The organism is Bradyrhizobium agreste (assembly GCF_016031625.1).
Classification (GTDB): domain Bacteria; phylum Pseudomonadota; class Alphaproteobacteria; order Rhizobiales; family Xanthobacteraceae; genus Bradyrhizobium; species Bradyrhizobium agreste.
Genome location: NZ_JACCHP010000004.1, coordinates 24,145 through 43,928 on the forward strand (window position 1 = coordinate 24,145; position 19,784 = coordinate 43,928).

General features: G+C 63.5%; 22 protein-coding genes. 7 read left to right on the plus strand and 15 right to left on the minus strand.

Translation table 11 applies throughout. From position 1 onward, the window contains the following. Window positions 1–6: 6 nt before the first annotated feature. Together HZZ13_RS06995 and HZZ13_RS07000 are read left to right on the plus strand one after the other, a co-directional pair. Entirely contained in the window at window positions 7–1,416 is a 1,410-nt protein-coding gene (locus tag HZZ13_RS06995) for a malonyl-CoA decarboxylase (protein ID WP_197958915.1), read from the plus strand. Further along, window positions 1,413–2,933 (plus strand): malonate--CoA ligase, encoded by a 1,521-nt coding sequence (locus HZZ13_RS07000; RefSeq protein WP_197958916.1) that lies wholly within the window; start codon window positions 1,413–1,415, stop codon window positions 2,931–2,933. The genes HZZ13_RS06995 and HZZ13_RS07000 overlap by 4 nt, the downstream gene beginning before the upstream one ends. 57 nt (window positions 2,934–2,990) lie before the next feature. Here the strand turns inward: HZZ13_RS07000 and HZZ13_RS07005 are convergent, their stop codons facing one another. The 3 genes from HZZ13_RS07005 to groES all read right to left on the minus strand — a co-directional run bounded on the left by HZZ13_RS07005 (window position 2,991) and on the right by groES (window position 5,388). Continuing rightward, window positions 2,991–3,326: a hypothetical protein gene (locus HZZ13_RS07005; protein WP_197958917.1), complete on the minus strand. Its 336-nt coding sequence runs from the start codon at window positions 3,324–3,326 to the stop codon at window positions 2,991–2,993. 88 nt (window positions 3,327–3,414) lie between these two features. Further along, window positions 3,415–5,037, minus strand: coding sequence for a chaperonin GroEL (groL, locus tag HZZ13_RS07010; RefSeq protein ID WP_197958918.1), 1,623 nt, complete (start codon window positions 5,035–5,037; stop codon window positions 3,415–3,417). A 36-nt stretch (window positions 5,038–5,073) separates the two neighbouring features. Then, window positions 5,074–5,388 carry a co-chaperone GroES gene (groES, locus tag HZZ13_RS07015; protein ID WP_197958919.1) on the minus strand — a complete coding sequence of 105 codons (315 nt, stop codon included), beginning with the start codon at window positions 5,386–5,388 and terminating at the stop codon, window positions 5,074–5,076. A gap of 234 nt (window positions 5,389–5,622) precedes the next feature. On the opposite strand from groES, the gene HZZ13_RS07020 reads away from it, so the two are divergent. Beyond that, a complete protein-coding gene (locus tag HZZ13_RS07020; RefSeq protein ID WP_197958920.1) occupies window positions 5,623–6,510 on the plus strand; it encodes a VOC family protein in 888 nt (295 codons plus the stop codon). Between the two features lie 27 nt (window positions 6,511–6,537). Here HZZ13_RS07020 and HZZ13_RS07025 read toward each other — a convergent pair whose 3' ends face one another. The 6 genes from HZZ13_RS07025 to HZZ13_RS07050 are packed head-to-tail and all read right to left on the minus strand — an operon-like array spanning window position 6,538 to window position 12,401. After that, entirely contained in the window at window positions 6,538–7,587 is a 1,050-nt protein-coding gene (locus tag HZZ13_RS07025; protein WP_197958921.1) for a LacI family DNA-binding transcriptional regulator, read from the minus strand. Further along, window positions 7,584–8,228: a ThuA domain-containing protein gene (locus HZZ13_RS07030; protein WP_197958922.1), complete on the minus strand. Its 645-nt coding sequence runs from the start codon at window positions 8,226–8,228 to the stop codon at window positions 7,584–7,586. The genes HZZ13_RS07025 and HZZ13_RS07030 overlap by 4 nt, the downstream gene beginning before the upstream one ends. A gap of 11 nt (window positions 8,229–8,239) precedes the next feature. Continuing rightward, entirely contained in the window at window positions 8,240–9,337 is a 1,098-nt protein-coding gene (locus HZZ13_RS07035; RefSeq protein ID WP_197958923.1) for a Gfo/Idh/MocA family protein, read from the minus strand. Window positions 9,338–9,356: 19 nt separating this feature from the next. After that, a complete protein-coding gene (locus HZZ13_RS07040) occupies window positions 9,357–10,202 on the minus strand; it encodes a carbohydrate ABC transporter permease (protein WP_197958924.1) in 846 nt (281 codons plus the stop codon). Further along, on the minus strand, window positions 10,195–11,133 hold the full coding sequence (locus HZZ13_RS07045; protein WP_197959172.1) for a carbohydrate ABC transporter permease: 939 nt from the start codon (window positions 11,131–11,133) through the stop codon (window positions 10,195–10,197). The genes HZZ13_RS07040 and HZZ13_RS07045 overlap by 8 nt, the downstream gene beginning before the upstream one ends. 2 nt (window positions 11,134–11,135) lie before the next feature. Continuing rightward, window positions 11,136–12,401, minus strand: coding sequence for an extracellular solute-binding protein (locus HZZ13_RS07050; RefSeq protein ID WP_197958925.1), 1,266 nt, complete (start codon window positions 12,399–12,401; stop codon window positions 11,136–11,138). Window positions 12,402–12,564: 163 nt separating this feature from the next. Between HZZ13_RS07050 and HZZ13_RS07055 the strand changes: the two genes are divergently transcribed. Then, window positions 12,565–13,323, plus strand: coding sequence for an SDR family NAD(P)-dependent oxidoreductase (locus tag HZZ13_RS07055; protein WP_197958926.1), 759 nt, complete (start codon window positions 12,565–12,567; stop codon window positions 13,321–13,323). A gap of 43 nt (window positions 13,324–13,366) precedes the next feature. Here HZZ13_RS07055 and HZZ13_RS07060 read toward each other — a convergent pair whose 3' ends face one another. From HZZ13_RS07060 to HZZ13_RS07080, 5 genes are all read right to left on the minus strand, one after another. Beyond that, on the minus strand, window positions 13,367–13,891 hold the full coding sequence (locus HZZ13_RS07060; RefSeq protein WP_197958927.1) for a DUF2867 domain-containing protein: 525 nt from the start codon (window positions 13,889–13,891) through the stop codon (window positions 13,367–13,369). A gap of 14 nt (window positions 13,892–13,905) precedes the next feature. Further along, window positions 13,906–14,718: a hypothetical protein gene (locus HZZ13_RS07065; protein ID WP_197958928.1), complete on the minus strand. Its 813-nt coding sequence runs from the start codon at window positions 14,716–14,718 to the stop codon at window positions 13,906–13,908. 95 nt (window positions 14,719–14,813) lie between these two features. After that, entirely contained in the window at window positions 14,814–15,368 is a 555-nt protein-coding gene (locus tag HZZ13_RS07070) for a TetR/AcrR family transcriptional regulator (protein ID WP_197958929.1), read from the minus strand. After that, window positions 15,365–15,793 carry a hypothetical protein gene (locus HZZ13_RS07075; protein WP_197958930.1) on the minus strand — a complete coding sequence of 143 codons (429 nt, stop codon included), beginning with the start codon at window positions 15,791–15,793 and terminating at the stop codon, window positions 15,365–15,367. Before HZZ13_RS07075 ends, HZZ13_RS07070 begins: the two co-directional genes overlap by 4 nt. 64 nt (window positions 15,794–15,857) lie before the next feature. Continuing rightward, window positions 15,858–16,094 (minus strand): hypothetical protein, encoded by a 237-nt coding sequence (locus tag HZZ13_RS07080; RefSeq protein ID WP_197959191.1) that lies wholly within the window; start codon window positions 16,092–16,094, stop codon window positions 15,858–15,860. Between the two features lie 504 nt (window positions 16,095–16,598). Here HZZ13_RS07080 and HZZ13_RS07085 point away from each other — a divergent pair. Next, window positions 16,599–16,874, plus strand: a complete 276-nt coding sequence (locus HZZ13_RS07085; RefSeq protein ID WP_197958931.1) for a hypothetical protein — start codon at window positions 16,599–16,601, stop codon at window positions 16,872–16,874. Between the two features lie 113 nt (window positions 16,875–16,987). Next, window positions 16,988–17,224 carry a hypothetical protein gene (locus HZZ13_RS07090; protein WP_197958932.1) on the plus strand — a complete coding sequence of 79 codons (237 nt, stop codon included), beginning with the start codon at window positions 16,988–16,990 and terminating at the stop codon, window positions 17,222–17,224. Window positions 17,225–17,738: 514 nt separating this feature from the next. Here HZZ13_RS07090 and HZZ13_RS07095 read toward each other — a convergent pair. Continuing rightward, on the minus strand, window positions 17,739–19,028 hold the full coding sequence (locus tag HZZ13_RS07095; protein WP_197958933.1) for a DUF445 domain-containing protein: 1,290 nt from the start codon (window positions 19,026–19,028) through the stop codon (window positions 17,739–17,741). A gap of 98 nt (window positions 19,029–19,126) precedes the next feature. Between HZZ13_RS07095 and HZZ13_RS07100 the strand changes: the two genes are divergently transcribed. After that, window positions 19,127–19,738 carry an HMA2 domain-containing protein gene (locus HZZ13_RS07100; RefSeq protein ID WP_197958934.1) on the plus strand — a complete coding sequence of 204 codons (612 nt, stop codon included), beginning with the start codon at window positions 19,127–19,129 and terminating at the stop codon, window positions 19,736–19,738. Window positions 19,739–19,784: the final 46 nt, after the last annotated feature.

A 19,784-nucleotide genomic window follows, 5' to 3' on the forward strand; every position in this document is an offset into this window, starting at 1 on the left:
TGAACCATGCTGAGCGACATCCGATCCGGACGCATTGCGGCGCCCGAATTCCTGCAAGGGCTGATCGACACATTGGCGCAACGAGGCCGCGCGGTTCTCGGCATGAAGCCGGAACGCAGGGCGGGCGAGGATCGCGATCTCGCGCTTCTCGGCGAGGCGCTGTTGTCCCGGCGCGGTGAGGCCTCCGGCGTTGCGATCGCGCAATCGCTGCTTGCCGCTTTCCAGCAGGCGGGCGAGCCGGAGCGGCTGAAGTTCCTCTGTTCGCTCGCCGACCGGTTCGGGCCGGACCGCCGCGCGATTGAGCTCGCGATTGCCGCCTACCAGCGCAAGGAGGGCGGTGACGGCAGCAAGCTCGAGGCGCTGCACGCTGCCGCGGAGCCGCGCCGGCAGGAGCTGATCCGCCGCCTCAACCTCGCGCCCGGCGGGACGGCGTCACTGGTGCGGATGCGCGAGGTGCTGCTCTCGCTGCTGCGCGAGCATCCCGAGCTGCAGGCCGTCGACGACGATTTCGTCCATCTGTTCTCGTCCTGGTTCAACCGGGGGTTTCTCGTGCTGCGACCGATCGACTGGACCACCTCGGCCAACATCCTCGAAAAGATCATCAGGTATGAGGCCGTCCACGCCATCCAGGACTGGGATGATTTGCGCAACCGGCTCGAACCGCCGGACCGCCGGTGCTACGCGTTCTTCCATCCGCAGCTGGTCGACGAGCCGCTGATCTTCGTCGAGGTCGCACTTACGAAGGAGATTCCCGGTGCGATCGGGCCGCTGCTCGACAAGTCGCGTCAGGCGATTGCCGCGCGCGAGGCGACGACGGCCGTGTTCTACTCGATCTCGAACACGCAGAAGGGCCTTGCCGGCGTTTCCTTCGGCAACTTCCTGATCAAGCAGGTGGTGCAGGATCTCGCCCGCGAGCTGCCGAACCTGAAGACCTTCGTGACCCTCTCGCCCGTGCCCGGCTTTGCCGGCTGGGCGAGGCGCGAGCTCAAGAGCGAGGCATCGGCTGCGATCGACGACGACACACGCCGGGCGATGGCCGCGATCGAGGAAGGCGGCGACATCGCGCAGGCGAAAGAAGCCATCACAGCGCTCGCCGCCTATTACTTCCTGAAAGCCAAGCTCCCCTCGGGCAAGCCGGTCGACCCCGTCGCCCGCTTCCATCTCGGCAACGGCGCGCGCCTGGAACGGCTCAATTTCCTCGGCGACGCCTCGCCTAAGGGCATGAAGCAGTCGTACGGGCTGATGGTGAACTATCTCTACGCGCTCGAGCACATCGAGGCGAACCACGAGGCCTTTGCGGAAGCCGGCACCGTCGTTGCCTCCGACAACGTGAAGAAGGCGCTTCGCGCAAAACTGTCGTCGCGCGACCTCGTTCCCAGTCCTCACACCAACTCGCAACGGAAGATCTCGTCATGAGCTCAAACCTGTACGACCGCTTGCTCGCCGGCGCGGATTCCGATCAGTCCATCTGCATCGAGAAGGACGACGGCGCGGCATTGAGCTATGCCGAACTTGCCGCGCTGAGCGGCAGGTTCGCGAACTTCCTCGCGGGGATCGGCGTCGGCCCCAACCACCGTGTCGCGGCCAAGGTGGAGAAATCCGTCGAGGCCGTCGCGCTCTATCTCGCAACGCTGCGCGCAGGTGCGGTCTATCTGCCGCTCAACACCGCCTATACGCCGGCCGAGACCGAGTATTTCATCCGCGACGCGCAGCCGACATTGATCGTGTGCGATCCCAGGGAAGAGGCCGATTTGCGGGCCATCGCCGCCAAGGCAGGCGGCCGGGTCGAGACGCTCGATCAATGCGGCAAGGGTTCGCTCGTCCAGGCCGCGGCCGACTTTCCGGCGCGATTTGACAGCATAGCCAGGACGAATGACGATCTCGCCGCCATCCTCTACACGTCGGGCACGACCGGCCGCTCGAAGGGAGCCATGCTGACGCACGGCAACCTTTCTTCGAACGCGCTGACGCTCGTCCAGGAATGGCGCTATTCGAGCAAGGACGTGCTGATCCATGCCCTGCCGATCTATCACGTTCACGGGCTCTTCGTAGCCTGCAACGTCTCTTTCGCCGCACGCGCGCGCATCCTGTTCATGCAGAAGTTCGACGCCGAGCGTATTCTGGCGACGATGGGGCGCAGCACGGTTCTGATGGGCGTGCCGACCTTCTATGTCCGCCTGCTCGAGAGCCCTGACCTGAACGAGCGAAGCACCGCCAACATGAGGCTGTTCGTCGCCGGCTCGGCGCCGCTTCTGGCCGAGACACACCGGACCTGGAAGCAGCGGACCGCGCACGCGATCCTGGAACGCTACGGCATGACCGAGACCGGGATGATCGCCTCCAATCCCTATGAGGGGCCCCGTATCGCCGGCTCGGTCGGCCGGCCGCTTCCGGCCGTCGAGGTTCGCGTCACCGATCCAGAGACCGGCGCAATGCTCCCCGTCGGCGAGGTCGGCATGATCGAGGTGAAGGGGCCCAACGTGTTCGCGGGCTACTGGAACATGCCGGACAAGACCGCGGCCGAATTCCGTGCCGACGGCTTCTTCATCACCGGCGATCTCGGCAAGCTCGATGCGAATGGCTATCTGCACATCGTCGGACGCGGCAAGGACCTCATCATCACCGGCGGCTTCAACGTATACCCAAAGGAGATCGAGACCGAGATCGACGCGATTGCGGGCGTGTCCGAGAGCGCTGTCGTCGGCCTGCCGCACGCGGATTTTGGCGAGGGTGTCACCGCGGCAGTGGTTCGCTCGCCGGGCTCGTCGGTCGATGAGCGCGCCATTCTCGCCGCGCTGTCGGGACGATTGGCGAAATTCAAGCAACCGAAGCGGGTCGTGTTCGTCGAGGGCCTGCCGCGCAACGCCATGGGCAAGGTCCAGAAGAACGTCCTGCGCGAACGCTTTGCCGATCTGTATTTCGGGCGGGCGTAGCGCGGCGTTTTGGTAGGCACAAGGACGAGGGGCGGCCTCGCCGGCCGCTCCTCCGTTTCAGCTGGTGGCGGGCTCCGGCCTGCCCCGATCAGGCGGTGTGAGGTCGAGCCGGATCCCGGATGGTCCGAGCACCGGCGACAGCAATGTGTCGACCTTCATGGTCGGGCTGCCTCGTTCCCAGCTCGACCACGGCATCGTGTCGAGGTACGGGATCGGCGGCAAGGCGAGCCGTTCGAAACTGTCCGCCGTCTTGGCGGCAGCGCCGGCGCTTTCGGCGCCAAAGGCCGCAAACGGCACCAGCGAGAGGCCGGCGCCAACGGCCAACGCGGCGAGCCGTCGCAACGTCTTCTGGGTGGTTTCCCCGCGAGCGGAGAAAGCACGATCCTTGATCATTTCATCCTCCTTTCGTGTCGAAACAGATCCAATCGATCATCAGTCCATGGCCAGCGAGCCCGGCCGTTCGGCCGGGCTCGCTCGTCCTTTAGAAGTCCATCGCCGGAGCGCTTGCCGCCGCTTCCGTCTTCTTCGGCTTGTCGGCCACCAGCGCTTCGGTCGTGATCAGCAGCGAAGCCACCGAGGCCGCGTCCTGCAAGGCGGTGCGCACCACCTTGGCTGGATCGATCACGCCGGCCTGCACCATGTCCTGGTACTCGCCGGTCGCGGCATTGAAGCCCCAGGTGTAGGTCTCGTTCTCGAGCAGCTTGCCGACGACGATGGAGCCGTCCCCGCCCGCATTCTGCACGATCTGCCGCGCCGGCACCTGGATGGCACGGCGCACGATGTCGACACCGGCCTTCTGGTCGGGATTGGCGGTCTTGACGCCGTCGAGCGCCTTGAGCGCGCGCAGCAGTGCCACGCCGCCGCCCGGCAGGATGCCCTCCTCGACCGCGGCCCGGGTCGCATGCAGCGCGTCATCGACGCGATCCTTGCGCTCCTTCACCTCGACCTCGGTCGCGCCGCCGACCCGGATCACCGCGACGCCGCCGGCGAGCTTGGCGAGGCGCTCCTGCAGCTTCTCGCGATCGTAGTCCGAAGTGGTTTCCTCGATCTGCGCCCTGATCTGCTGGCTGCGCGCCTCGATATCCTTCTTGGCGCCGGCGCCGTCGACGATCGTGGTGTTCTCCTTCTCGATCACCACCTTCTTGGCACGGCCCAGCATCTTCACGGTGACGTTCTCGAGCTTGATGCCGAGATCTTCGGAGATCACGGTGCCGCCGGTGAGGATCGCGATATCCTCCAACATCGCCTTGCGGCGGTCGCCGAAGCCCGGCGCCTTGACCGCGGCAACCTTCAGGCCGCCGCGCAGGCGGTTGACGACCAGCGTCGCCAGCGCCTCGCCCTCGACCTCCTCCGCGATGATCAGGAGCGGCTTGCCGGATTGCACGACCTGCTCGAGCAGCGGCAGCATGGTCTGCAGGCCCGTCAGCTTCTTCTCGTGGATCAGCACATAGGGATCTTCGAGCTCGACCCGCATCTTCTCGGCGTTAGTGACGAAATAGGGCGAGATGTAGCCGCGGTCGAACTGCATGCCCTCGACCACTTCGAGCTCGGTGTGCAGGCTCTTGGCTTCCTCGACCGTGATCACGCCCTCGTTGCCGACCTTCTGCATCGCATCCGCCAGGAAGCGGCCGATCTCGGTGTCGCCGTTGGCGGAGATGGTGCCGACCTGGGCGATCTCGTCGTTGGAGGTGATCTTCTTGGCGTGCGACTTGAGGTCGGCCACGATCGCGTCCACGGCAAGATCGATGCCGCGCTTGAGGTCCATCGGATTCATGCCGGCAGCGACGGACTTTGCGCCTTCCTTGACGATGGCCTGCGCCAGCACGGTCGCCGTGGTGGTGCCGTCGCCGGCGAGATCGTTGGTCTTCGAGGCGACCTCGCGTACCATCTGGGCGCCCATGTTCTCGAACTTGTCCTCGAGCTCGATCTCCTTGGCGACGGTGACGCCGTCCTTGGTGATGCGCGGCGCGCCGAACGATTTCTCGATGACGACGTTGCGTCCCTTGGGACCGAGCGTGACCTTCACCGCATTCGCCAGTGTGTCGACGCCCCGCAGCATGCGCTCGCGGGCCTCGGTCGCGAACTTCACGTCCTTGGCAGCCATGTTGCTAAACTCCTTTCCGTTCGATGACTGTCAGCGTTACGCCGCCTTCTTCAGCGTGCTGGCCTGCTCGGCCACGCCGAGAAGATCGCTTTCCTTCATGATCAAGAGCTCCTCGCCGTTGATCTTGACCTCGGTGCCCGACCACTTGCCGAACAGCACCCGGTCGCCAACCTTGACGTCGAGCGGCACGAGTTGGCCCTGCTCGTTTCGTCCACCCGGTCCCACGGCGATGACCTCGCCCTGCTGCGGCTTCTCCTTGGCGGTGTCGGGAATGATGATGCCACCGGCGGTCTTCTCCTCGGCATCGATGCGGCGCACGAGCACACGGTCGTGCAACGGGCGGAAATGCATGCACATCCTCCTTGGGTAGGTTCAGCGATGTCCAAAATCCGGGTCCGGAACCGGCCCCCGGGCGGCAAACGACCTAGGAACAAGCCTCTTCCTGTTCAAGGGTCTCGGCGAAAAAATTTTCGTCCCTTAAGGGCGCCTGCGCGACGGGAGCGGCCGGGACCGGCGGAAGACTTCGACGGCCGGAAACTATTCTTTAAGATGCACTCGTTCGTCCCCAGCGAGAAGTGCACAACCATGCCGCAGCAATTCGATCGGTCCGCAGAAGATCTCGGCAACGCCATCCATTTCGAGCACGTCAACATCCAAGTGCCGGACCAGCGCCTCGCCACGCTGTTCTACGTCGCCGGGCTCGGGCTCACCCGCGATCCCTACCTGATGGTCTCAGACACCAACATGTGGATCAACGCCGGGCGGAGCCAGTTTCATCTGCCGAGCGGCCGGCCGCAGGTGCTGCGCGGTCACATTGGCCTCGTCATCGCAGGTCGCGAGGCGCTGCTGGCGCGCCTTGCGTCGGTCGCGAAGAAGCTCGAGGGCACCGCGTTCGCGTTTCGGGAGCACAACGACCATGTCGAGGCGGTCTGCCCCTGGGGTAACCGCCTGCGCTGCTACGAGCCCGACGCCGCGCGGTTCGGCCGGATCGCGCTCGGCATTCCCTATGTCGAGTTCGAGGTGCCGATGGGAACGGCGGCCGGCATCTGCGCCTTCTATCCCGAGATCATGGGCATGCCCGCGAGCTTGCGGAACGGCGAAGCCGCTGTTGCCGTCGTGAAAACGGGCCGCAACCAGCATCTGTTGTTCCGCGAGACCGACCGGCCGCAAGCCGACTATGACGGCCACCACGTGCAGATGTACATCACCGACTTCTCCGGCCCCTACCGCAAGCTGCTCGCGCGCAAGCTGATCTCCCGCGAGGACAATCAGTACCAATACCGGTTCTGCGACATCGTCGACCTCGGCAGCGGCAAGAAGCTGTTCACGGTCGAGCACGAGGTGCGCTCAGCGACCCATCCGATGTTCATGCGTCCGATGGTCAACCGCAATCCGGCGCTCAACAACCGCAATTACGCCTACGGCCACGACGAGTCGGCGTGGGCGATGGGGCCGGACCAGTACGAGGGATAATCCCCACGCCGCGGTCGGTACGTCACTCTACGGCAGATTGTCCCGCAGGAAGATGTCGATGCGGATGCGTTCCTGGTCGGGGCTGATCGGCTCGCCCGAACAATGCGCGAGCAGGACTCGCGCCGCGGACCGCGCCTCATGGCCGGCATCCTGGTTGATGATGGCGTCGAGCGTGCCGCGCACCAGGAATCGTCTCGTGTGCTCGGTCAGCTCATGGGTGATCCAGACCACCTCGCGCGCGCGGCCCGAGGCCTCGAGCGCATCGGCGATGCCGCGGTTTCCGGCGCCGCAGCAATAGATGCCGCGGAGGTCGGCATGGCGCGCGAGCAGCGCGGCCGTGAGCTCCCGCGTGCGGTTGCTGTCGTCGCGCCCCTCGATGACAGGCAGCGCGGACAGGTTCGCATACTCACTCGACAGGATCTGGTGGAAGCCGAACTGCCGTTCGGTGTGGTCGCGCAGCGACAACGACCCCGCAATCACGGCGACGGTGCCCTCGCGCCCGGCAAGGAAGCGCCCCATCAGCGTGGCGGCGGTGCGGCCGGCGGCCGGATTGTCGATGCCGACATAATGCACCCGGGACGAGCTCGGCGCGTCCGACACCAGGGTCACCACGGCAACCCCGCGCGCGACGAGCTCGTCGATCGCGGCACGAACCCGGGGATGATCGAGCGCGATGACGGCGACACCCTGATAGGCCGGCGAGAGGTTCTCCAAGGCGCCGGCAAGCACGTCGGGGTCGAACACGTCGACATGGTGGATGTCGATGAAGCCGCGATGGCCGGCGAGCCAGTCCGCGGTGCGCGCGACCTGCTCGGTGAGGTTGGTCATGAAGCTGTTGCTGCCGGTCGGCAGCACGAAAGCGAAGCGGAAGGTCTGCCCGCGGGCGAGCCGCGCCGCAGCAAGGTCGGCGCGATAGCCGAGCTTTGCCACCGCGGCCTCGACGCGCGCGACGGTCTTGGCGCGGACACCCTCGCGCCGGTTGACGACGCGATCGACGGTGGCGAGCGAAACGCCCGCCGCGCGCGCGACGTCCTCGAGCGTGGCCCGAGTAGCCGGCTGGGTCGCGCCTTCAGTCATTCGCGCGCGGCCCACAGCATGCCGCGGGTCATCAACGTCCGGATCTCCGGCACGTCGAGCTCGTAGGCGCGGTGACCCAGCGAGGAATAGAACACCCTCCCCGCGCCATAGCGCTTCTTCCACACCACGGGCATCACCACGCCCTCGATCCAGGGCGCGTGCTCGCCGGAGAAGGTCGTCGTTGCCAGCACCTCGATGGCAGGATCGACATGCATGTAATATTGCTCTGACCGATGCTCGAAGCTCTTCAGGCCCGTCATGATCGGATCGTCCGGTTTCGTCAAGTCGACCTTGTAGTCGATGATGTTGCCGGGATGGGCGACCCACTGCCCGCCGCACAGGAATTGGTAATCGACCGATTCGCGGAAGGCATCGCACATGCCGCCATGATGGCCGGCAAGCCCAACGCCACCACGCACCGCTTCGCAGAGATTGAGCGCTTCCGCCTTCTCGATCTTCGACATCGTGTAGATCGGTATGATCAGCGACAGATCGTGGATCGCGGGATCGGCGAATGCTGCCGTCGTGGTTTCGATCCGCACCTCGAAGCCTTCCGCCTTCAGCCAGCCGCGGATCATCGAAGCGCAGAGATCGGGATCGTGTCCCGGCCAGCCACCCCAAACAATCATTGCCTTGCGCATGGTTTATTCCCTCAATCGATCTGTCCGGTTTCACGCCCTGTGGGCAGCATCGCCGGCCGCTCGACGCGGCTCTCGATCTTGACGCGGAGGCCCTCGTCGGCGGCGGTCTGGAACGCCTCCATCACCTCCAGCACGTGGAAGGCGAGCGCGCCGCTGGCGCGGTGTGGTCGGTCGTTCAGGATCGCGCCAGCCATGTCGGCGACGCCGATGGAGCGGAACTCGCCCTCGACGTGACCGTGCGTCAGCGGCATCGCCTCCCATTCGCCGCCGGTCTTCGCCACCTGCACCTCGCCGCCGAAGCGGTTTGGGTCAGGCACCAACATGCTGCCCTTGTCGCCGTAGATCTCGATCGGCGCATGCCGATGTTTCGGCACGTCGAAGCTCATCGTGATCGACACGACCGCGCCGCTTTCGAACTCCAGCGTCCCCGCGACGTGGGTCGCGACCTCGACCGGAATCAGCGCGCCGTTCATCGGCTGGCTGGTGACAAGGCGCTCGGTCTTCGGACGTGCGATCGAGCCCATCACGCTGGCGACCGGACCGAGCAATTGCACGAGATTGGTGATGTAATACGGTCCCATGTCGAGCATCGGCCCGCCGCCGCGCAGGTAATAGAAGCCGGGCGCCGGATGCCAGCGCTCGTGGCCGGGGCAGCCGAAGAAGGCGCTGCCCGCGACGGGCGTGCCGATCGCGCCGTCGTCGATCAGCTTGCGCGCGGTCTGATGACCGCCGCCGAGGAACGTATCGGGCGCGCAGCCGACGCGCAGGTTCTTCGCGGCGGCGAGCTCCATGACCTTGCGCGCCTCAGCGACATTGATGCCGAGCGGCTTCTCCGAATGAACGTGCTTGCCGGCGTTCAGCACCGCCAGGCTGACGTCGGTGTGGGCGAGCGGCACCGTGAGATTGACGACGATCTCGACATCGTCGCGCTTCAACAATTGGTCGACCCGCATCCCCGGTACGCCGAATGCCGCGCCCTGGCGCTCGGCAACCTCGCTGCGCATGTCGGCGAGTGCCCTGATCTCCATGACCGGAAAGCGCTGCGCCGCCTTGAGATAGGCGGTGCTGATCACCCCGCAGCCTATGATTCCGATGCCGACTTTTCTCATTGCGATCTCCTCAGATGGCTCATCCCTTGACCGCACCTGCAGTGAGGCCGGCCACGATGTGCTTCTGCGCCAGCAGGAACAGAATGATCGTAGGCAGGATGGTGAGCGTGATGAAGGCCAGGATCAGGTGCCATTCGGACGAGTATTCGCCTTGGTAGACCATGATGCCGAGCGGCCAGGGATACAGCGCATCGGTGTTCAGCATCACCAGCGGCAGCAGATAGGCGTTCCAGCTGTTGACGAAGGTGATGGTGCCGACGGTTGCCAGGATCGGACGCGACAAGGGCAGCGTCACATAGCGGAAGAACTTGATGTAGCTGCAGCCGTCGACCAGCGCGGCCTCGAGCAGCTCGTATGGAATGTCCTTGAAGAAGCGGCGCAGCAGCAGCACGCTCATGGCGAGACTGAAGGCCACCTGCGGCAGCGCGACGCCGAAATACGTATCGAGCAGGCCGAGATCCCGCACCTTGATGAACAGAGGCAGCACGGCGGTCGCAGCGGGAAACAAGAGGCCCAGCGTCAGATAGCTGAGTAGCATCGATGAGCCGAAGAACCTGACATGGGCGAAGGTGAACGCGGCCATCGAAGCCGTGATCAGGGTCAACGTCACCGCCAGCGTCGAGATAACAAGCGAATTGCGCAAGAGCTGCCAGTAGCGCGCCGAGAACAGGATGTCGGCGTAGTTCTGCCACTCCCAATGGCTGGGCAGGCCGAACGGATTGACGCGGAGCTCGCCGAGCGACTTGAAGCCGCCGAGCAGGGTCGCGAGCAGCGGCACCAGGACGAAGATCGCGACCAGGCCGAGGAACAGCGCCTTGAACAGCACGGCGGGATCGAACGCGTGTCTCGCACCGGTACTATTCATCGCGCATGAACCATCGCTTGTAGGTGAAGGCAAAGGTCACGCAGATCGCGAACAGGATGACGCCGATGGCGCTGCCATAGCCGACCCGCATGCGCGAGATGCCGTTGTTGTAGAGAAAGCTCACCATCGTGTTCGAGGAATCGGCGGGTCCGCCGCGCGTCAGCGGCATGACGAGATCGAACAGCTGCAGGGATCCGATGATGGCGAAGAACACGGATAGGCGGATCGTGGGATAGAGCAAGGGGATCACGACGTGGCGCAGCGTCTGCGTCCGCGTCGCGCCGTCGATCCGGGCGGCCTCGACCAGGCTCTTGTCGAGGCTCTGCAGCGCGGCGATGAACAGCATCATGTGGAAGCCGAAATACTTCCAGACCACCACGATCAGGACCGCCAGCATCGCCGTGTCGGTCGAGGCGAGCAGATGCGGAGGCTCGGCGCCGAACGTGCGCCAGATCGAGGCGACGAGGCCGTAATCGCCGTCATAGACGAAGCTGAAGATCAGCCCGGTCGCGATCTCGGCGAGGATATAGGGCATGAAGAACAGCATGCGCAGCGCCACGGCGCCGCGAAACTTTTCGGCCAGCATCAAGGCCAGGGCCAGCGCGAGCGGCAGCTGGATCGCGAGCGAAACGGCAATGATCAGCCCGTTGTTGCGCAGCGCGAGCCAGAAGGCCCGCGTCTCCAGCACGAAGCGATAATTGTCGAGGCCGATCCAGTTGGTCGGCCTGCCGAAGCCGTTCCAGTTGAAGGCTGAATACCAGGCGGCCTCGCCGATCGGCAGCACCACGAACAGCGTGAACAGCAGCAGCGCCGGCGGCAGGAACAGGATCAGGACGGTGAAGCGGCCGTCCCAGCCTGGGCCACGCAGCGTCTGGGGAGCCGTCTCGCCAGCAACGTTCACCGGTGAGGCGATCGCGATCCGACGCGCCACCATCAGTTACCCTGCTTATAGGCCGCTTGAATGGCTTTCGCCGCGTCCTGCGGGCTCATGCTGCCGCCGGCGATCTCCGCCGTGACGTCGTTGACGACGCGACCGACCGAGGGGCCGAGGCTCTGGTCATAGAAGTTCTGGTGGTAGTTCGACTTGGCGAGATTGGCCGCGATCTGCTTCATGAAGGCGCTGTTGAGGCCGGCCTCGCCGCCCTTGACGACGGGAACGATGAAGTTGCCGGCGGCGAGCCGCGCCTGCACGTCCTTGGAGATAAAGAACTTGAGGAAATCGGTGGCTTCCTTGGGCGCCCCCTTGGTGATCAGCCAGCCGGTGATGCCACCGAGCGTGTCTGACGGCTCACCCTTGCCGCCAGGTACGACTGGAAAATCGAACCAGCCGAGCTTGTCGTCGCTGAGACCGACCTTATCGGCGGCGAGCGCGCGCTGGGTGTGATAGAAGGACGAGATGGCCAGGATCATCGCGGCCTTGCCGTCACCGAAATAGCCGACGGCCTGCGGGTTCTTGAAGCCGAGGAAGCCGTTTTGGAACGGCTGCAGATCGACAAGCTGCTTGAACAGCTCGCCAGATTTCTGGAAGGTCTCGCCGGCGAAGCCGCCATTCTCACCCTTCAGTGCTGCATCGAAGGCCGGCTTGCCGCCGATGCGCACGGCGAGATGCGTCCAGTAGAAATGCAACGGCCATTTGTCGGCACCGCCAACCACGATCGGCGTAACACCCGCGGCCTTCAGCGTTTTCACCGCGCCGAGCAGATCGTCCCATGTCTTGATCTTGCTCGCATCGACATTGCCCTTGGCCATCAAGTCCTTGTTGTAGAGGAAGCCGACCTGCGACAGCGCGATCGGAAGTCCGAAGACGCGGCCGTTCTGGGTGAAGGCGGCAAGCGCCGCCGGTGCGATCGTGTCGCTGTAGCCGCCGCTCTTCACTGAATCGGTGATGTCTTCCAGGACGCCGGCCTCGATCTGGGTCTTCAGGACCCCGCCGGCCCAGCTGTAGATGATGTGCGGCCGGTCCTTCGATTGCAGGATGGTCGGCAGCTTGGCCTTGTAAGCCTCGTTCTCGAGGAACTGCATCTCGACCTTCACACCGGGGTGCGATGCCTCATAGCTGCGTGCGACCTCCTCCCAGATCTTCACCTGGGCCGGGTTGACCTCGATATGGAGCCATTTCACCGTGGTGTCGGCTGACGCGGAACTGGCCCAAAGCAGGCATGCGACAGCAGCGAGTCCCAGTTTCCCGAGCAATCTCATCACATCCTCCCAACCGACTTTTATTCTTTGACGCAATCCTGCCCTCAATTTTTGAGGTACGCAACACAAAATCTGATCTATGCACCTCACCAGCGGAATGGCTAAGGTCTGAAAAAAGAGTCGGCCGCGTCCCGCCGCGCCGGCCGCTACGAACGAGGTGCCCATGGCTGCCATCTATTCCGACCTCGCCGGCAAGGTCGTGCTCGTCACCGGTGGCGCAGCCGGTATAGGCGCTGCGATCGTGCGGCGCTTTGCGGAGCAGAAATCCAAGGTCGTGTTCTTCGACATCAAGATCGACGAGGGACAGCGCCTGGCGCGTGAGCTGTCCGACCAGGGACTGGCCGCGCATTTCCAGCATGTCGATCTCACCGACATCCCCGCGCTTCGTGCCGGCGTCGTTGAGGCACGGAAGGCTCATGGCCCGATCAACATCCTGATCAACAATGCCGCGCATGACGAGCGGCACAACACCGAGGAGATGACGCCGGACTATTGGGACGACCGCATCGCGGTGAATCTGAAGCACCAGTTCTTTGCATCGCAGGCCGTGTTGCCGGACATGAAGGCGGCCAATGCCGGCGCCATCATCAATTTCGGCTCGGTGTCGTGGATCGCAGGACAAGGCGGCATGGCCGCCTACACCGCCAGCAAGTCAGGCGTGATCGGGCTGACGCGCTCGCTGGCGCGCGACTACGGCCCCTACAACATCCGCGTCAATGCGATCGCGCCGGGCTGGATCATGACCGAGCGGCAGCTCGAGAAATGGATGACGCCGGCCGGCGAGATCGAGCTGCAGCAGCGACAATGCCTGAAGCGCAGGCTCATGCCGGACGAAGTTGCGAAGTTCACCGTCTTCCTCGCCTCCGACGAGGCCTCCGCCTGCACCGCCCAGCACTACATCGTCGATGGCGGCTGGGTCTGAGAGGCTTTGCACGCGTCTCAGGAAGCGGGGCTCGGATCGGGCGTCATATCCGCCCCATCCTGACCGCATCGGCGAGCAACCAGCGCATTCCGAAGATGTGGAAGGGCGCCACGGCCACCAGATAGGCTTTTCCGGCGATGTTGTGCGGTCGACACACCGTCGTGACGGTGACGCTATTGCCCGACCCGCTCCGCGTCCGCAAAATCGAGACTCGGAAATCGAGATGCCGATTGTCGCGACCCGCTATGATCTCGTTGTCTTCCAGCGCAAAGATCGGCCATGGGCCGATCCGGTCGCCAACCGCATAAGACGACTTGAGCGGCGGGGCCAGGATCTCGTCATCGGCCGGGACTTCCAGCCCCCATCGCGCCGCCAAGCGGTTTCGCGCGATCAGCATCGTCTTCATCCAGGACGGGTGGTGACCGAAGATGGCAAAGAACAGCTCCGGCATTGTCTCGTGCCATACCGACAACGGCGCACGGTGAGCATCCTGGAACCAGGCAGGCTGTGCGAAAGTTTCGGCGAGCCGGGAATCGACGGGTATCTTGGTCGACGTTGCGATTGCCATGAGAACATCCACTTTCAAGTCGATGGCAAAGCGGGCGGCTGCCCCTCGCCCCACGGCTGAGGACGGAGATAGACGAATTCAACGCGTTCCGTCTGCTGTACGAAATGCGGACGGAGACCCAGCGACGCGTAGACGGGATGACCGATCGTCAGGCGATCGCCCGGTGCAAAGCGTCTGGTGACCTGCTTGGCGCCTCGCGAATAAGTGCTGGCAACGAGGTTCTGCCGGGAGCGGCCGCTGCGGGTATTGGCGACGGCGACGTGGATGTACGGCGATCGAGCGAGTCTGACCATCGTCTTGACGCCGAGATGCCGCATCAATTGCCAGGCCGCGCTCGCGGGTTGGCGGCGCGCGATGCGGATCGTGCCTTCGGCGACGAGGTTTCCGCCTGCATCCGGAAAATGAAACGCGATCTGCCCGTGGCCTTGCCTGATTTCGCTCGCTGAAAACGCCGCATTGAGGCAGAGATGCTCTGAATTGTAGCGAACCACGCGATGAGAGCTGTTCCACAATCCATGGCAGACCATCATGGCCTCCGGCACGCTCGCAAATGCGTGGAGAACAGCGAAGGGGCCGGCTTCGAGCGGCGGTATCGGGCGGAAAGCGGCAAACAGCGAAATCTGCAATTCATGATGGGGTCCAAGGCTGGCATCGGTGAAGTCACACACCCACATTGCGGCCAGGGCCCGGCCTTCGTCGTCGAGCACGGGTGTCAAGTCTTCGCCGGACAGAAGCTCCCGCGCCGCTTCCGCGCTGGCCGTTCCGCCGATCAGCAGCATGGTCCCGTCGTAGACATGGTACGGCGTGGCCAGCACCTCGCCCGCCACGTTGACGTGTCCATCCAACGGAAACGCCTCGAACAGAGAACTTTGCATCGGCGGATGCCCTGGCTCATACTGCAATGGAGATCATGTGCCCTTCGCTACAAGCGGCGTGACGTAAACCGGATGAAGGCTTTGTAGAGGCGCTCCAGCTCGCGGGTACTGCGCCTTGGGGCAAGCAATGGCAGGCCGACAAAGGCGGCATATTCTATGGTTGCCAGATCCCGTGCTTCCGTCCTGGAGTAGCCTGCGGCGGCGCGATAAAGATCGGCAAGATAGGAAATCCTGGTCTCATCAACCTCAGCGACCGCATCGGCGATCAGCGAATTCCTGGCGGCCAGCATCCTCATTCCATGGTCCAACTTGGCGTCGAGCCGCACCGCAAGATGGTTCAGCGTTGCGAGACGGTCGTTCGGGGTCCCCTTCTCGTCAACGGTCTGGATCACCGCCTCGGTGTTGCGCTTGCGCCAATCCGCTGCGAGCGCGATCAGGAAGGCGTCGTAATTGTCGAAATGCGCGTAGAAGGAGCCTTTTGTCTTCCTGGTCTTGCGGCAAAGCAGATCGATGGTGAGCGCATCCGGTCCACGCGCGCAAAGCTCCCTGGCCGCGACATCGATCCAATATTGCGCCGACACGCGGCCCCTGCTGCGTCTCATACGACATTTCCGGCGAGGCCGAGCAGAGCAATCAGGATGAACAATGCCCACTGCGGGAACTGGATCGGAGACAAGCGAAACCTGACGATCATTGCAACGCTCCATAGCGCGAACAGCAGCGCGATGGCGGTTGCGAATTGCGCGATATCCACCGCCGATGCCTGCCACGACGAATAGGCGAAGGCTGCCCCGAGCGCGCCGATGACGATCGTCACCAGATGCCAACAATAATAGTTGGTGAATTTGGCGACGTGATCGAGCCCGCTCGCAGCAAGCAGCGGACGCGCTGCTTCACGCCCGCCCATGACGACGTGCAATCCGCATATTCCGGCCGACAGAATGGCTGCCGCGGCAAACCATGCATTCATGATCACCCCCCGCACTTCAACTCGCATACCATACCGTATGGTATTGTAAGGATGCAAGCCCCTGCTTGAAGGCCCTCGCGGGAGGCAGGCGACCGAGGCCGCTGTGCGTCCTGCACGAAGCTCAAGGACGCGATGGATCGGGCCGCTCGTCGGGATCAGCCGGTGCCATGTTCGCGCGGGGCCGACCGATGCCCTCGCCCAACATCTTGCCGCTGGCGACATTGACGAAGTGCAGCGAGGCGCAAGCGGGACACTGGACGAGGACGTGCGTGTCAGCGGCGTCGGAGCCTGTGCCGGGAAGCCAGTGCTGCACGTTCATGCCCGTGCGGGGACATTTGAAGATGACGTTGCGCTCCATGCCGCAGAATATGCGCCCGGAGCGGCGACCTTGAAATTGCGGGCCGATACTTACGCAAATGTTCTGAACGGAGCCGCGCGGGAGCGGCCAAGACGTCGCGTAGCTTGTGGGCAGGTCGCCGATCGAGCGCGGTCGGTCGAATGCCGCCGTCTCCTTTGAGCTGGATCAAGACGTGTTGGTGACGCTGACTGTAGCCTCGTGTCGGCATCGGGAACGCTTTTTCGAGGTCCCCTTTGCCGGAGCGAGCGACGTTTGGATTCCGAGGCCTTCCCGGCGCCGCTTTCACGGATGAGTGCAGAGGACCGCGCGAACATGGAGCAGGCCGGAGAGCGGCTCCGCCGGACAGTTCGATGGAACGAAGGTCGGCAGCGCGGGTTTGTTGGACGAGTTCAGACCCTGGATGGGAACGATCGGCCTCGGCGCTCCCATGGAGCCCCGGGGCCGATTTTCGTCGAAGCCAGAGCATGGTCTGGACAAGGGAGAACGCCGATCAGGAGAACCGACATGCTTGCCGACATTCAAACCGACGACCTCACCGAGGTCGTGCGCTACGCACTGGAGACGACCCGCGCGACGACGGCCTGCCCGTTCCATTGGGACGTGATCATCCGCATCGGCGATGACGCCGCCGAGAGTCACGCCTTCGAGCGGGCCAAGCGAATCGTCAGATGCGACGGCACGGAATGGGACAAGGAGGCTCTCAGGGCCGAGCTCGGCCGCCAGCTCGGCGCAGCCGCCGACGGCCGCTGTCCGAAGTGCGATCCGGCCTCGTGCATCTAGTCTTGCACCTAACGCGCCGCGACTTGCAGGATTTTGCGGCGGCACCGCGCGCCGGCGACGAGCCAGTGCAGATCGACCCCGCTCCGGCGACTAAACTTGTATGAAGGCCGCAGATGGAATTGGCACCAAGCCTGAACGACGCGCGTCGTGCATCAGAGGTCAGAATTCCCGTGAAAGTGACAAAGCCGATCGCCTCCATCATGCGCGGGAGATCCAAGACGGATAGTCCGTCGCCGGACGGGGACGACGACCGTCAGCTGCCGTCATCGGCCGAGAGGCGTCAGGTCGTCGACGAGTACGCCGAAAACCTGCGGAAGATCATCCGAAGACTGCTTGGCAGGCTGAACTGAGCGCGTCAACCAGATCCAATTGCTTAGCATGGATTTCCAAACTGGGAGGCAGTTCTCCCGGGGATCGCCTCCGAACAACGAGGAGCTTGCGCGCCTAAGTTCGCGGTTCATCGAAGATCAGATGCATCTCGAAATAACTCGCATTCGATCCGGCCCCGACTGCCGAAGTAAACCTCTGTATATTCCAGGTTCCGCAAGTCCTGTGTTAAAGGTGCGCCTTTGATTTTACGGAGGGCGTATGAAAAAGTCCGACGTAACATGTCCGGAGTGCGGGGCGGGCTTTCGACGTCTTGAATTGCAGTTGGGACCCGGCACCACCGGCGAATACCGCTGCCCTGTCTGTCATGAGGTCTTGGAGGAGTTTGAGGGCAACGCGCTAGTCGCCTATCGCATGACTATACAGCCGTCGATTAAAGGCATTCGAGATTAGGGTCGTCTCAGTGAGTGGCTTAACCGATCTTGGTGCGACTCGCACTGAATCGGACGAAGCATCCGATTCAAGGCGATAGAGCGCCTAGCTAAAAAGCCAGGCGACGGTGAATATGAGGCAGCCTGCACAAGCTCCGACGATGGTACCGTTCATGCGAATATATTGGAGGTCGCTTCCGACAACCAGTTCAAGGCGATCGGAAAGGGTAGCCGTATCCCAGTTTCGCACGACCTCCGCGAAGAAAGAGCCGATCTCGCTGCGCCACGCGATGACGGAATCAGCCAAGTGCTCCATCACTTCATCAATGTGCCGCTGCATCACAGTGTCAGTCGCCAGCGCCTCAGCTACGATCGAGATGGGCTTTTCGAGCCCTCGTCGAAGACGCGATGATGGTTGCGCCAAGTCGTCGAGCGTCGCCTGGCAGAGCTCGTCCCAAACCGATCTAACCCAAGCCTGCGCCTCGGGATGCGCCAGCAGACGCCTCACGCCCTCATTTATTTTTTCGCGTTGCTCCGGCGAATCAAGCATGTCGTCGATTGTCGAGGCGAGCGCCTCGCGAAACCTCGAGGAGATTTCGCTGTCCGGCTGAGACAAGCCGTCGAACAACTCCGTGACACCATTGATTATGGCGGCTGCAATCCGGCGATCGATGGCCTTCGGGATCCACCAGCGGCTGCGCGCGGCCACCAGCTTTTCGATTTGGTCGCGGTTCTTCTCGAGCCGGTCGCTCGCGACCTCGCTGATACGTTCGAACAGAGCATTTGCCTCGTCGCTCGCCGTGAGAAGACGAAAGCCGCGTGCAATCATCGGCGCGAAATCCGCCTGACGAAGCTGGTCGCTCAAAATCCGCTGCACGAAGTCATGAAAATCCGGGTTTCGTAGCGAGTGGATGAGATAAGGCAGCATTGCCGTGATCGAGTCTGCGATCAGGGGTGCAGTGCTTGGGGCCGCGAGCCAGGCCGCAAAACGTGCCCCAACCCTCATTTGGCGCAGCTTCGGCAGAAGCACATCCCGCGTCAGAAAATTGCGTTCGATGAAATGCCCGATGGTGCGGCCGATCCTGTCCTTGTTGTTTGGAATGATCGCGGTATGCGGAACAGGGAGTCCCAGCGGATGGCGAAAGAGCGCCGTTACGGCGAACCAATCGGCGATACCACCGACCATGCCCGCCTCCGCACCGGATTGGATCAGCAGCGTCCCGAAGCCGGGCGCTGGAACCAACCTTGTCAGAACGAATATACCCCCCATGCCGGCGAGCAAGGTGCTGGCAACGATCCGGTTTCGTCTTAAGCGGTTGCGTGCCGCCCCGTCGGATTCGCTTGTCAATAGTGGGAGCGGGTTGCGCGGCGATGCCGGTGCGTACTCTGGAGACATTTGGCTCTCGCTTCGGTGCTGTCTTCGTCACCCCCTGCATGTATGATCGGCGCTCTTGAGCTGCACCTGGACACAATTGAACCGAGTGGAGGCGCGAGATGACCCCAATTGCGACCATCCAGCATCAGATCCCGGGACGGCTGCGCCTTCGAATTTCAGCGCGTCGCGGGGACGTCTCGTTCTTCCAAGGCATAGTCCAGGCGCTCTCACAGCTTCCCGGCGTCGACAAACTCGACGCGATTCCCCTCACCGGAAGCATCATTATTCGTCACTCTGGACCGGCACAGCCGATTGCCGCGGCGGCCACCGAACAAGGGCTTTTCGAAATCGGACCAGAGGAGCCCAAAGACGCTCCAGCTCCCTCCAGTCGCCGACGGCCCTATGCCGGATTGCGCAGCACAGCCGCCACGGGATTGAGCGGATTGGCACTATTCCAGGTCGCAAGGGGTCAGCTGACCGGCAATGCTGCCGAGAATTTCTGGAACGCGTATGGCGCGCAGCGGATTCTCGGTCGTCCAGAGATCGCAGCGGGATTTATGCTGCTGGGCCTTGCTCAAGTGCTAAGGGGCCAGCTGCTCGGGTCGGCTTCCTCGCTTTTTTTCTATTCCCTGATCACGCGTCAGCTGGGCTCAGTTGATCGCGGCGCGACCGTATCCGACGACTCCGGGGTGACGCTCCCGAGCGTATCGGGCGATCAGCAGACCGGCTAGCCAGGATTGTCGGAGTTTCGGCATCCAAGCGTGCTGCATTGGCACG

Excerpts from the sequence above, each read along its gene's own strand:
- HZZ13_RS07025 (WP_197958921.1), bottom strand. The coding sequence starts at position 7,587 with ATGACTGAAGGCGCGACCCAGCCGGCTACTCGGGCCACGCTCGAGGAC.
- HZZ13_RS07095 (WP_197958933.1), bottom strand. The coding sequence starts at position 19,028 with ATGTCTCCAGAGTACGCACCGGCATCGCCGCGCAACCCGCTCCCACTA.
- HZZ13_RS07070 (WP_197958929.1), bottom strand. The coding sequence starts at position 15,368 with ATGAGACGCAGCAGGGGCCGCGTGTCGGCGCAATATTGGATCGATGTC.
- HZZ13_RS07005 (WP_197958917.1), bottom strand. The coding sequence starts at position 3,326 with ATGATCAAGGATCGTGCTTTCTCCGCTCGCGGGGAAACCACCCAGAAG.
- HZZ13_RS07055 (WP_197958926.1), top strand. The coding sequence starts at position 12,565 with ATGGCTGCCATCTATTCCGACCTCGCCGGCAAGGTCGTGCTCGTCACC.
- groES (WP_197958919.1), bottom strand. The coding sequence starts at position 5,388 with ATGCATTTCCGCCCGTTGCACGACCGTGTGCTCGTGCGCCGCATCGAT.
- HZZ13_RS07020 (WP_197958920.1), top strand. The coding sequence starts at position 5,623 with ATGCCGCAGCAATTCGATCGGTCCGCAGAAGATCTCGGCAACGCCATC.
- HZZ13_RS07040 (WP_197958924.1), bottom strand. The coding sequence starts at position 10,202 with ATGAATAGTACCGGTGCGAGACACGCGTTCGATCCCGCCGTGCTGTTC.
- HZZ13_RS07060 (WP_197958927.1), bottom strand. The coding sequence starts at position 13,891 with ATGGCAATCGCAACGTCGACCAAGATACCCGTCGATTCCCGGCTCGCC.
- groL (WP_197958918.1), bottom strand. The coding sequence starts at position 5,037 with ATGGCTGCCAAGGACGTGAAGTTCGCGACCGAGGCCCGCGAGCGCATG.
- HZZ13_RS07085 (WP_197958931.1), top strand. The coding sequence starts at position 16,599 with ATGCTTGCCGACATTCAAACCGACGACCTCACCGAGGTCGTGCGCTAC.
- HZZ13_RS07090 (WP_197958932.1), top strand. The coding sequence starts at position 16,988 with ATGGAATTGGCACCAAGCCTGAACGACGCGCGTCGTGCATCAGAGGTC.
- HZZ13_RS07050 (WP_197958925.1), bottom strand. The coding sequence starts at position 12,401 with ATGAGATTGCTCGGGAAACTGGGACTCGCTGCTGTCGCATGCCTGCTT.
- HZZ13_RS07035 (WP_197958923.1), bottom strand. The coding sequence starts at position 9,337 with ATGAGAAAAGTCGGCATCGGAATCATAGGCTGCGGGGTGATCAGCACC.
- HZZ13_RS07080 (WP_197959191.1), bottom strand. The coding sequence starts at position 16,094 with ATGGAGCGCAACGTCATCTTCAAATGTCCCCGCACGGGCATGAACGTG.
- HZZ13_RS07100 (WP_197958934.1), top strand. The coding sequence starts at position 19,127 with ATGACCCCAATTGCGACCATCCAGCATCAGATCCCGGGACGGCTGCGC.
- HZZ13_RS07030 (WP_197958922.1), bottom strand. The coding sequence starts at position 8,228 with ATGCGCAAGGCAATGATTGTTTGGGGTGGCTGGCCGGGACACGATCCC.
- HZZ13_RS07000 (WP_197958916.1), top strand. The coding sequence starts at position 1,413 with ATGAGCTCAAACCTGTACGACCGCTTGCTCGCCGGCGCGGATTCCGAT.
- HZZ13_RS06995 (WP_197958915.1), top strand. The coding sequence starts at position 7 with ATGCTGAGCGACATCCGATCCGGACGCATTGCGGCGCCCGAATTCCTG.